This window comes from Weizmannia sp. CD-2023 (assembly GCF_036225245.1).
GTDB lineage: Bacteria > Bacillota > Bacilli > Bacillales > Bacillaceae_C > Weizmannia > Weizmannia faecalis.
The window spans coordinates 37,990-49,984 of record NZ_JARTJQ010000082.1; the positions used below are offsets into that span (position 1 = coordinate 37,990).

General features: G+C 50.6%; 10 protein-coding genes. 9 read left to right on the forward strand and 1 reads right to left on the reverse strand.

The window, feature by feature from the left end; translation table 11 throughout:
• Positions 1–26: 26 nt before the first annotated feature.
• Together lon and yihA are read left to right on the forward strand one after the other, a co-directional pair.
• Positions 27–2,351, forward strand: a complete 2,325-nt coding sequence (gene lon / locus P9687_RS12310; protein WP_168986075.1) for an endopeptidase La — start codon at positions 27–29, stop codon at positions 2,349–2,351.
• A complete protein-coding gene (yihA, locus tag P9687_RS12315; protein WP_014097838.1) occupies positions 2,348–2,932 on the forward strand; it encodes a ribosome biogenesis GTP-binding protein YihA/YsxC in 585 nt (194 codons plus the stop codon). Before lon ends, yihA begins: the two co-directional genes overlap by 4 nt.
• Positions 2,933–3,108: 176 nt before the next feature.
• Here yihA and P9687_RS12320 read toward each other — a convergent pair whose 3' ends face one another.
• Positions 3,109–3,603, reverse strand: a complete 495-nt coding sequence (locus tag P9687_RS12320; RefSeq protein WP_014097839.1) for a LiaI-LiaF-like domain-containing protein — start codon at positions 3,601–3,603, stop codon at positions 3,109–3,111.
• Between the two features lie 185 nt (positions 3,604–3,788).
• On the opposite strand from P9687_RS12320, the gene hemA reads away from it, so the two are divergent.
• The 7 genes from hemA to P9687_RS12355 form a co-directional block, all read left to right on the forward strand.
• Entirely contained in the window at positions 3,789–5,120 is a 1,332-nt protein-coding gene (gene hemA / locus P9687_RS12325) for a glutamyl-tRNA reductase (protein ID WP_168986074.1), read from the forward strand.
• Between the two features lie 15 nt (positions 5,121–5,135).
• On the forward strand, positions 5,136–5,960 hold the full coding sequence (gene ccsA / locus P9687_RS12330; RefSeq protein ID WP_168986073.1) for a cytochrome c biogenesis protein CcsA: 825 nt from the start codon (positions 5,136–5,138) through the stop codon (positions 5,958–5,960).
• Positions 5,961–5,972: 12 nt separating this feature from the next.
• A complete protein-coding gene (gene hemC, locus P9687_RS12335; RefSeq protein WP_168986072.1) occupies positions 5,973–6,905 on the forward strand; it encodes a hydroxymethylbilane synthase in 933 nt (310 codons plus the stop codon).
• The gene (locus P9687_RS12340; RefSeq protein ID WP_168986071.1) at positions 6,902–7,690 is read left to right on the forward strand and encodes a uroporphyrinogen-III synthase; all 789 of its coding nucleotides are present in this window, start codon (positions 6,902–6,904) and stop codon (positions 7,688–7,690) included. The genes hemC and P9687_RS12340 overlap by 4 nt, the downstream gene beginning before the upstream one ends.
• Positions 7,691–7,925: 235 nt before the next feature.
• On the forward strand, positions 7,926–8,903 hold the full coding sequence (hemB, locus tag P9687_RS12345) for a porphobilinogen synthase (protein WP_168986070.1): 978 nt from the start codon (positions 7,926–7,928) through the stop codon (positions 8,901–8,903).
• A 15-nt stretch (positions 8,904–8,918) separates the two neighbouring features.
• Entirely contained in the window at positions 8,919–10,208 is a 1,290-nt protein-coding gene (gene hemL, locus P9687_RS12350; RefSeq protein WP_168986069.1) for a glutamate-1-semialdehyde 2,1-aminomutase, read from the forward strand.
• Between the two features lie 378 nt (positions 10,209–10,586).
• Positions 10,587–11,995, forward strand: a 1,409-nt coding sequence (locus P9687_RS12355; protein ID WP_328228899.1) for a stage VI sporulation protein D, incomplete at its 3' end; no start/stop codon positions are given.

An 11,995-nucleotide genomic window follows, 5' to 3' on the forward strand; every position in this document is an offset into this window, starting at 1 on the left:
AGACGTATCAAGATAGGGGTGCTGAGATGACAACACAATCCGCATACACAGTTCCTTTGCTTCCTTTACGGGGGATTCTTGTGTATCCATCGATGGTTTTGCACTTGGACGTCGGCCGGGACTACTCTGTACAGGCCCTTGAAAACGCCATGATGCATGGCAGCGAAGTTTTCATGACGACACAAAAAGACGTTTCCATCGAAGAACCAAAACAGGAAGATTTATACCAAACCGGAACGCTCACAAAAGTGAACCAGATGATGAAACTGCAGAACGGGACCATCCGCGTGCTCGTGGAAGGCGTGCGGCGCGCAAAAATTGTATCTTTTGAAGATGAAGGCACCTTCTATTCCGTCGAAGTCGAAACATTTGATGAACGGTTTCTGCCGGATGCAGAAACGGAAGCGTTGATGCGCACGATGCTCGAATTTTTCAATCAGTACATCAGCCAGTCGAAAAAAATTTCGGGTGAAACCTTCCAGGCGGTCTCCGATATGGAAGACGGGGGCAAGGCGGCCGATATTATCGCATCCCATTTGCCGCTCCGCCTTCCGCAAAAGCAGGACATTCTCGAAACGATTGACATAAAAGAAAGAATTCGAAAGCTGATCGGGCTGATCAAAAATGAACAGGAAATTTTGCAGCTTGAAAAAGAAATCAGCCAGCAAGTGAAAAAGTCGATGGAGCGGACGCAAAAAGAATATTATTTGCGGGAACAAATGAAAGCCATCCAGAAAGAACTCGGGGATAAAGAAGGCAAAACGGCGGAAGTGCATGAGCTGCGCGAAAAAATTCTGAATGCCGGCATGCCCGAGCATGTGGCCAATACCGCGTTCAAAGAATTGGACCGGTATGAAAAAATTCCGGCCGCTTCGTCTGAAAGCGCGGTGATCCGCAATTATTTGGACTGGCTGATCACGCTCCCGTGGTCGAACGCTACAGAAGATGACCTCAACGTCGCAAAAGCGGAAAAGATTTTGAACGAAGACCACTACGGCCTTGAAAAAGTGAAGGAGCGCGTCCTTGAATACCTGGCGGTGCAGCAGCTGACCCGGTCGATCAAGGGGCCGATCCTTTGCCTTGCCGGGCCTCCGGGTGTCGGGAAAACGAGCCTGGCACGGTCAATTGCAAAATCTTTGGGCAGAAAATTTGTCCGCGTTTCGCTCGGCGGCGTGAGGGACGAATCGGAAATCCGCGGCCACCGCAGAACATATGTCGGCGCAATGCCGGGGCGGATCATCCAGGGCATGAAAAAAGCCGGCACGATAAATCCGGTTTTTTTGCTCGATGAAATCGATAAAATGGCCAGCGACTTTCGCGGCGACCCCTCAGCAGCGATGCTTGAGGTGCTTGATCCGGAACAGAACCATGCGTTCAGCGACCATTTTATTGAAGAGCCGTATGATTTGTCGAAAGTGATGTTCATTGCAACGGCCAACGATCTGTCTGCAGTTCCCGGCCCTTTGCGCGACCGGATGGAAATCATTTCGATCTCCGGTTATACGGAATTGGAAAAAATTGAAATTGCCAAGTCCCATCTGCTCCCTAAGCAAATAAAAGAAAACGGGCTTGCCCGCAATCAGCTGAGGATGGATGCGGAGGCTCTCCGCCTGATCGTGCGCCGCTATACGCGCGAAGCAGGCGTGCGCGGACTGGAACGGAGATTGGCCGAAGTTTGCAGGAAAACGGCGAAGATCATTGTATCCGGGAAAAGAAAACGGGTCACGGTCTCAGCAAAAAATATCGTTGACTTTCTGGGAAAGCCGCTTTTCCATTACGGGCAGGCCGAAATGGAAGACCAGGTTGGCGTGGCGACCGGGCTTGCCTACACGACTGTCGGCGGCGATACACTTCAGATCGAAGTGTCGCTTTCGCCGGGGAAAGGAAAGCTGGTCCTGACCGGAAAACTTGGGGATGTGATGAAAGAGTCCGCCCAGACCGCCTTCAGCTTTGTCCGCTCCAAAGCGGAAGCACTCGGGCTTGCGCCGGATTTCCATGAAAAGTATGATATTCATATCCACGTTCCGGAAGGCGCTGTGCCGAAGGATGGCCCTTCTGCCGGGATCACGATTGCGACCGCCCTGATTTCCGCACTGACGAAGCATGCCGTGCATAAGGAAGTCGGGATGACAGGCGAAATCACCCTGCGCGGCAGAGTACTCCCGATCGGCGGATTGAAGGAAAAGTCGCTCGGCGCACATAGAGCGGGACTGAAGAAAATTATTATTCCGAAAGAAAATGAGAGAGATTTGGATGACATTCCGGAAAGCGTGCGCGGGGATCTCCATTTTTACCCGGTCACGCATATGGATGAAGTCATTGAAATTGCCATTGCAGGTGAGGAGAAATGAAAGTAACGGAGGCAGAACTGGTCATCAGCGCGGTGCGGCAGGAGCAATATCCGGAAGGGCATTTGCCGGAAATAGCACTTGCCGGCCGTTCAAACGTCGGAAAGTCTTCCTTTATCAATAAAATGATCAACCGCAAAGCCCTTGCCAGAACCTCTTCCAAGCCGGGGAAAACCCAGACGCTGAACTTTTACAAAATCGAAAACAAATTATACTTTGTCGACGTTCCCGGCTACGGGTTTGCGAAGGTGTCGAAAAAAGAACGGGAAAAATGGGGCCGGATGATTGAGACGTACATGACGTCAAGAAAACAGCTGAAGACGGTCGTGCTCATTGTCGATGTCCGGCATCCGCCGACAAACGATGACTGTTTGATGTACAATTTTTTAAAGTACTATAAAATCCCGTGTATCGTCGTTGCCACAAAAGCTGACAAAATCCCGAAAGGCAAATGGGCATCTCATTTGAAAACAGCAAAAGAAACGCTGAATCTGGAAAAAGAAGACGAAATCATTTTATTTTCATCTGAAACAGGAGAGGGAAAGGACAAAGTGTGGGCTTCCCTGATGGAAAGAATTAAGTGAATAAAGCCCGGGGCCAGCATGCGGGCACCGGGCTTTTCTGCAGGATCCGGATCTAAAATCGTATTTTTTAGCGGTCCGGCCCCGGAAAATGCCGGTAATGAGCGCCTGGTTGTTTTTTTGGGCGCGCGGGGCTGTTTGGGTACTTGGCTTTTCATGCCGGACTGCACGGGCGGGTGTTATTTCCGCCCCCTTCTTTTCGCAAACAGCAGGTAGACGCCGATTACGACAAGCACGGCCGGCCAGAAATTGATCAGGGAAGAAACATTGTTTTCGACAAGGCCGAACCATCCCATTACTTTATCGGAAAACAGGAGCAATATGGATAGCACGAGAAACAACAGCCCGTAAAACGTGCCGTCCCCGGTTTTTTGCGAACGGAGCAAAAAGCCGATGGCAATAATGAGAACAAAGACCCCGATATTATCCGGCCAAATTGCGATTTTGCCGGCAAGGTGGAAGTGGAGGCCGAACCCGACGAGAATGACCCCCGGCAAAATCGATTCCCCGTCCCGGCCCCAGTAGCCTTCGCCTAAAAAAGCGAGCCCGACAATGATCAACAGCGTCGGCCATGTAAAGTAGTCCTTCATGCCGGTGAGGTCAAAACGCTGCAAATAAAAATACAGCCCGAACCCGATCAGGATAATCGCGGAAAAAATTTTGCGGCTTTTCAATGGGACACACTTCTTTCCTTCAATCTAGATGCTTGAAACCATCGCCTGTTTCTGCTATTTTACAGGTAGGAATGGTATTATTCCAAAAGAGAAAAACGAGCTTTTTTCTTCTATTCATCTTAACATAGATCAACATTCAATCCTATGCATTTGGCAAGATAAAATGGGGGTGCCGGAGGGCAACAATGAGAATACTTACTGTCGGATTAAATTATAAATCTGCGCCGGTTGAAATCCGCGAACAGCTGTCGTTTGATGAGGCGGACCTCGCGGATGCGATGGCGGCGCTGCAAAAGAAAAAGAGCATTTTGGAAAATGTCATCGTGTCTACATGCAATCGTACGGAAATTTATGCGGTTGCCGACCAGGCACACACCGGGCGTTATTATATTAAAGATTTTCTGTCAGAATGGTTCGGAATAGATAAGGAAGCATTTGCCCCCTATCTGTTTATTTATGAAGACAACGAAGCCATCGCGCATTTGTTTAAAGTGATTTGCGGGCTTGACTCGATGGTGCTCGGCGAAACGCAAATTCTCGGGCAGGTGAGGGACAGTTTTCTGCTGGCCCAAGCATCCGGTTCAACCGGCACCATTTTTAACCGCCTGTTCAAAGATGCGGTTACACTAGCGAAAAAGGCCCATACGGAAACGGAAATTGCTTCCAATGCTGTTTCGGTCAGTTATGCGGCTGTGGAGCTTGCAAAGAAAATTTTCGGCGACATGGCTGATAAAAAAGTGGTCATCATCGGCGCCGGCAAGATGGGCGAACTGGCTGCGGAAAACATTCACGGCAGCGGTGCCACCCGGATTACCGTCATCAACCGGACGCCGGAAAAAGCCGGGCTTCTTGCCGCACGCTTCGATGGCGAGGCACTCGGGCTGGCATCTTTGGAAACGGCGCTTTTGGACGCGGATATCGCGATTACCTCCACTTCGGCAAAAGGGTACATTCTTACAGCAGACAGGCTGAAACCCATTGAAAAGAAACGGAACGGGCGCCCGCTGCTGCTTGTTGATATTGCCGTGCCGCGCGATATTGATCCGGAAGCCGCGTCCCTTGAATCCGTTTTCCTGTATGATATTGACGACCTGGAAGGCATCGTGGAAGCCAATTTGAAAGAACGGGAAAAAGCCGCCCGGCAGATTGCGGACATGATTTCTGATGCCGTTTGCGCATTCAATGAATGGGTTCATACACTCGGGGTGGTGCCGGTGATCACGGCGCTTCGGGAAAAAGCGCTCGCGATCCAGGCGGAAACAATGAAAAGCATTGAACGGAAGCTGCCGGACTTAACAGAACGCGAACGGAAAGTCATCAGCAAACATACAAAAAGCATTATTAACCAGATGCTGAAAGATCCGATTCTGCAGGCAAAAGAAATGGCGGGTTCGCCGGATGCAGCCCGGAATCTGGAACTGTTCCGCCAAATTTTTAATTTAGAAACAGAAACGGGACAAGCGGGACCGGCAGCCGAAATGGCGCGGCATGCAGTCCGCCCGTCCTATTCGGGTTAACCGGGGAGCCCGGCAATGTATGCCGTATGGACGGACAGACTGCATGAAGGCATGATTTTGCTTTATGCAGCCAGTATTTTGCTTTATTTTCTTGACTTTCTCCACCGGAACCGGAAGGCCAACAAGGCTGCCTTCCGTTTTCTTTCCGTTGTCTGGGCATTGCAGACGGTTATATTTATCTTGTACATGGCTCACACCAGACGGTTCCCGGTCTTGACATTGTCTGAGGGGCTTTATTTTTATGCCTGGGCATTGCTGACGCTGTCTCTGGCCCTGAACCGCCTGCTGCGCGTTGACTTTACCGTGTTTTTTACAAACGTCATCGGCTTTTTTATCATGACGGTCCACGCTTTTGCCCCGGAGAAGGTCTCACAAGGGGCAGGAAGAATGGTATCGGAACTTTTGCTCATGCATATTACGATGACGCTGATCGCTTATGTGCTGTTTTCCCTGTCCTTTGTCTTTTCCGTTCTGTATTTATTACAATATAAGTGGCTGAAGGAAAAGAAATGGAGCCACAGAATCTGGCGCCTGAATGACCTTGCAAAACTGGAGCGGCTTTCGAAATGGATGAATGCCATTGCGGTTCCGGTCCTTTTGCTCGGGCTGATTCTCGGGCTATGGTGGGCATACTTGCGGCTTCCGGCCATTCACTGGCTTGATCCGAAAATTGTCGGGTCGTTTGTCGTGCTGCTTGTATACAGTTTTCTCCTGTATGCCGGCGAACGCCGCCGCATGTTCGGAAAAACACTGGCTTATTGGAATATGGCTGCTTTTTTAATCATTTTGATTAACTTTTTTCTAATTACAGGATTATCGGATTTTCATTTGTATTATTAGGAGGATTGCCGGATGAGAACAATTGTCGTAGGGTCGAGGCGGAGCAAACTTGCCCTGACGCAGACGAAATGGGTGGTGGCGAAGCTTGAACAGCTTGGGCTGCCTTTTCGTTTTGAAATCAGGGAAATCACCACAAAAGGCGATAAAGTGCTCGATGTCACCCTGTCCAAAGTCGGCGGGAAAGGCCTGTTTGTGAAAGAAATTGAAGATGCCATGTTGAATCATGAAATTGACATGGCTGTACATAGCATGAAGGACGTGCCGGCTGTGCTTCCGGACGGGCTTGTGATCGGCTGCATTCCGGAACGTGAAGATGTCCGGGATGCATTGATTTCCAAAAACGGCACCCCTTTTTCCAGCCTTAAGGAAGGGGCGGTTGTCGGGACAAGCAGCCTCCGCCGCGGCGCCCAGCTGCTTGCTGTAAGAAGCGATATCCGCATTAAGTCTGTTCGCGGCAATATTGATACAAGGCTGGAAAAATTAAAAAACGGGGATTACGATGCGATCGTCCTCGCGGCAGCCGGTTTAAAACGGATGGGCTGGAGTGCGGACACTGTCACTGAATTTTTTGACCCGGATATTTGCCTCCCTGCAATCGGACAGGGCGCGCTCGCTGTCGAATGTCGCGCCGATGACGGGGAACTGCTCGATGCGCTCCGGAAGCTTGAGAGCGCAGAAACGGCGGAAACGGTAAAGGCGGAGCGCGTCTTCCTTGATAAAATGGAAGGCGGCTGCCAGGTACCGATTGCCGGCCTTGCAAAGAAAACGGCAGAAGGCATTTCTCTCACTGCCCTTGTCGCTTCCCCTGATGGCAAAACGGTATATAAAGAAACAGTTGTCTCCCGCAACCCGGTAACGGCCGGAGAAAAGGCGGCAGATATTTTAAGCCGGCAAGGGGCAAAGACGCTGATTGAACAAGTGAAAGCGGAGCTCGGGCAGTCATGACGGCAAATGGGCCTTTAAGCGGGAAAAATATCCTGATCACAAGAGGCGGAAAAGACGGCGAAAAGCTCGCCGCACAAATTGAAGCGCTCGGCGGCACCCCTTTTGTCGTCCCGATGGTGTCCTTCCGTGCATATGCCGACCCGTCCGCACCTGTATTTTTGCGAAAACTCTCGGCATACGACTGGGTTGTGTTTACAAGCAAAAACGGGGTCCGTTATTTTTTGGAAGCATGCAGCCGTGCGGGGATAGCATGTGAGCATTTGAACATAAACTGGGCAGCCGTGGGAAAAAAGACGGCTGCCTGTATGGAACAGTCCGGTTTAAAGGTTTCTTTTGCGCCCAGGAAGTTTACGGCAAAAGATTTTGCCCAGGAATTTATGCGGAGCGGGCACCGTGCAACCCGCGTCCTTCTCCCGAAAGGAAACTTGGCCGGGACAGAAATTGCGGATTTTCTAAGAAAAAGCGGTATAATAGCAGAGGAATGGATTGTCTATGAGACGTATATGCCGGAGGGGGCAAAAGAAAAGCTTACCTGCTTGCTCGGGCGGGAGCACATCGATTTTGCCCTGTTTTTAAGCCCGTCCGCCTTCCGCCATTTTAAAGGCGCGCTTGAAGAAAGCGGCATGGATATCGCGGGGCTTTCAACCCAGATCGCAGTCATCGGCCCTTCAACAAGGCAGGCAGTGGAAAAAGCCGGAAGCCGTGCAGCGGTTTGCCCGGATGAATACACCGTCGAGGCCATGCTTGGGGCATTATGCGATTTTGTCCGTTTAGAAGAAAAATAGATAGAAACCGGCACGAACCCGGGATTGAAGTGGCCGGCCTAACAAACCGGCTGCCATGCATGGTTTGCCCGGAGAGATTACCAGCCGGGCGACGTTCGACACGAAGAAAACAAAATAGAAAAAGCGGGATTTACCGCGACCGTCGCAATCATTCCCAACAAGCCGGCTGCTGTGCAAACTTCCCGGATAAATATGCAATGCATTGCGGCATTCTACCAGTTTAGGAGGAAATAAAATGAAAGATTTACAGTTTGCCCGCCACCGCAGGCTCCGCCAAAGTGCCAATATGCGGGCTTTGGTGCGCGAAACGAATTTAACAGTGAACGACTTGATTTATCCGATTTTTGCAGTTGAAGGCGAAAACATTAAAAATGAAATTGCTTCGATGCCGGGTGTGTACCACTGGTCGCTGGATCGGCTCCATGAAATCATGGATGAAGTCGTTTCTGCCGGCATTAAATCCGTCATTTTATTCGGCGTACCGAACCATAAAGATGCAACCGGAACGGAAGCGTACCACGATCACGGCATCGTACAGGAAGCCATCCGTTTCATCAAGAAAAATTACCCGGATATCATTGTGATCGCGGATACCTGCCTGTGCGAGTACACCGATCATGGCCATTGCGGCGTTGTGGAAGACGGGAAAATTTTAAACGACCCGAGCCTTGATCTGCTTGCGAAAACGGCGGTCAGCCAGGCAAAAGCAGGCGCTGATATCATTGCGCCTTCGAATATGATGGATGGGTTTGTCGCCGCGATTCGCAAAGGGCTTGATGAAGCAGGTTTTGAAGATGTGCCGATCATGAGTTATGCGGTCAAATATGCATCCGCGTTTTACGGTCCGTTCCGCGAAGCTGCTGACAGCACACCCGCTTTCGGGGACCGGAAAACGTACCAGATGGATCCGGCCAACCGGCTCGAAGCATTGCGTGAAGCACAGTCGGATGTGGAAGAAGGGGCAGATTTTCTAATCGTAAAACCGACGCTTTCTTATCTTGATATCGTCCGTGATGTGCGCAATGAATTCCGCCTCCCGGTTGTCGGGTATAATGTGAGCGGGGAGTATTCCATGGTAAAAGGCGCCGCACAAAACGGCTGGATTGATGAAAAGGCGATTGTTCTTGAAATGATCACAAGCATGAAGCGTGCCGGCTGCGATCTCATCATTACCTATTTTTCACTCGATATTGCTCGCTGGCTTGCGGAATAAACGGGAGGTTGAAAGATGCGCTCATATGAAAATTCAATCGAAGCATACAAAGAAGCGGTCACATTAATGCCGGGCGGGGTGAACAGCCCTGTCCGTGCCTTTAAAGCGGTCGGCATGAACCCGATTTTTATGGACCACGGCAAAGGCGCAAAAATTTATGACATTGACGGAAACGAATATATTGATTACGTGCTGTCATGGGGGCCGCTCATCCTTGGCCATGCCAATCCTGGGGTCGTGGATGCGCTGAAAAAAACGGCCGAAAAAGGGACGAGTTTCGGCACGCCGACGATCATGGAAAATAAACTGGCGTCACTCGTGAAAGAACGCGTACCGTCGATTGAAATCGTCCGTATGGTCTCATCCGGCACGGAAGCCACAATGAGTGCTTTGCGCCTGGCAAGAGGTTATACAGGCCGGAATAAAATTTTAAAATTCGAAGGCAGCTACCATGGCCATGGCGATTCGCTCCTGATCAAAGCAGGGTCGGGCGTTGCCACACTGGGTCTGCCGGACAGCCCCGGCGTGCCGCTCGGAATCGCGCAAAATACCATTGCCGTCCCGTACAATGATCTGGAAGCCGTCCGTTCGGCATTCGAGCAGTACGGAGAAGATATTGCCTGCATCATCGTCGAACCGGTTGCCGGCAATATGGGCGTGGTTCCGCCGAAGCCCGGCTTTTTGCAAGGGTTGCGCGATGTCACATCAGCATACGGCGCCCTCCTGATCTTTGATGAAGTGATGACCGGTTTCCGTGTCGACTATCACTGTGCACAAGGCTATTTTGATGTAACGCCTGATTTGACCTGTCTCGGCAAAGTAATCGGCGGCGGCCTTCCTGTCGGCGCATTTGGCGGACGGGCCGAAATTATGGAAAAAATCGCACCGACCGGCCCTGTTTACCAGGCAGGAACTTTGTCCGGCAATCCGCTTGCGATGACGGCCGGATATGAAACATTGCGGCAGTTAACACCTGAAACGTATGCGGAATTCAGGCGAAAAGCCGACCGCCTCGAACAAGGTTTTCATGAGGCAGCGGTAAAATACGATATCCCGCATACCATTAACCGGGCGGGATCGATGATTGGCATCTTTTTCACCAATGAAGAAGTCAATAACTTTGCATCAGCAAGCACTTCGGATTTGGATCTGTTTGCCCGCTACTACCGCGGCATGGCGGAAAACGGCATTTTCCTCCCGCCTTCCCAATTCGAAGGCATCTTCTTGTCCGCCGCGCATACGGATGAAGATATTGACCATACCGTCGAAGCAGCAGAAAAAACATTTAAGGCAATCCGCGGGTAATCCTGCGGCTATGAACCGGCAAGTCCAAAAACGGATGAGCCGGTTTTTTTTGCGTTCTGTCCGCTGCGGGCGAGAGAGAAGTGGCAGTAGGGGTAAACATGCCGAATGCTCTGCGGGTACCCTAAGGTTTTTGACGGTAACGCTGAAAATGGATGGCCGAATCAGTTCGCCTAGCTCGACCAAATCCAAGTTTTTGAACGGGTAACCTGAAAATAGATGAGCCGGTTTTTCTCTCCCCATCCAATATTGCAGCGAAAAAGCTATTCAAGTGATTTACGGATGCTACGGTTTTTTTGCGATCATAAAAACCCCGATTGCTTCATACAGTGTAAATGACATATTCATTGGATTTGGAGGAATTGAAGGGAGGAACCCGCTTTGCCGCAAAATCAATCGTCCATACGATTTTCATTAGAAGAATTGATTTGGTTTAAAAAAGGACAGGAAGTTGAAGAACTTTTATCAATATCATTGGATCCCCATATCACCATACAGGAATTGGAGCAGTATGTCGTGATCAAAGGCAATCTCTATTTGGCTGGGGAGTATATCGGTTGCGGGGAAGAAGAAGGGGAAGATGTGCTGTTCAGGAAGTATGTGCAGGCGGTCCAGTACCGGGAAGAAGACGGCATATTTGAATTTTACCAATCTTTCCCGGTAGATGTGACCATTCCGAAGACGAGAATTGCGGATATTGAGGATCTGGACGTCAATATAGAAGGCTTTGACTATCAATTTCACGGAACCGATTGTTTAAAAATCAATGCGGATATTGCGATTGAGGGAATATTGCAAGACAGGGATGAGGAAGAGGACGAAGCCGAAACAGCGCCATACCCGGATTTGAACGGCCGGAAACCCTATTTGGATGAGCCGGACGCAACATATCAGGCGCCTTTTAGCCATTCCGAATGGAGTTTATCAGAACAAGAAGAAGAGAGCGCCGAACCGCCCCGCCATTTTATGGAAGAAGCGGAAAGCTTTGAAGAAGTGCCTTTGCGTGCAGATGAGGAAAAAGAAGAAGAGGATGAATCTCACGCTGACCCGGAATTGTATACACCTTTTACGATCGAATCGCGCGTGGTGCCGGAAGAATCGGTTGCTCAGCCGGAACCGTACACAAACGAACTGAATGTGCTAGCACCGGTCGAACTGCCGGAAGAAGAAGAGGAGAGTCTCTTGCCGGAAGCAGGCGGAAAAGGGCCGGAAAGTGCTTCATGGCAGGCGGAAACAGCCGCGCCGGTACGGGATGAATGGCATGCGGAACCGGAGTTTTCCGGTAAAAATGAGTCTGCATCGTTGGCAGAGAGCGAATTGGTGCAGAACGAATGGCATGCTGAAGCGGATCTTCCAGGAAAAAATGAGTCTGCATCATTGGCGGAGAGCGAACCGGTACGGGACGAATGGCATGCGGAACCGGAGTTTCCAGGAAAAAATGAGTCTGCATCGTTGGCAGAGAGCGAATTGGTGCAGAACGAATGGCATGCTGAAGAGGATCTTCCAGGAAAAAATGAGTTTGCATCATTGGCGGAGAGCGAACCGGTACGGGACGAATGGCATGCAGAACCGGGGTTTTCCGGCAAAAACGAGTCTGCATCCATAGCGGAAAGTGAACCGGTGCGGGATGAGTGGCACGCTGAGCCGGGATTTTCCGGCAAAAACGAATCCGCATCATTGGCGGAGAGCGGAGTGATGCAAAACGAGTGGCATGCTGAAGCGGATCTTCCCGGCAAAAACGAGTCTGCATCCATAGCGGAGAGCGAACCGGTGCGGGATGCGTGGCACGC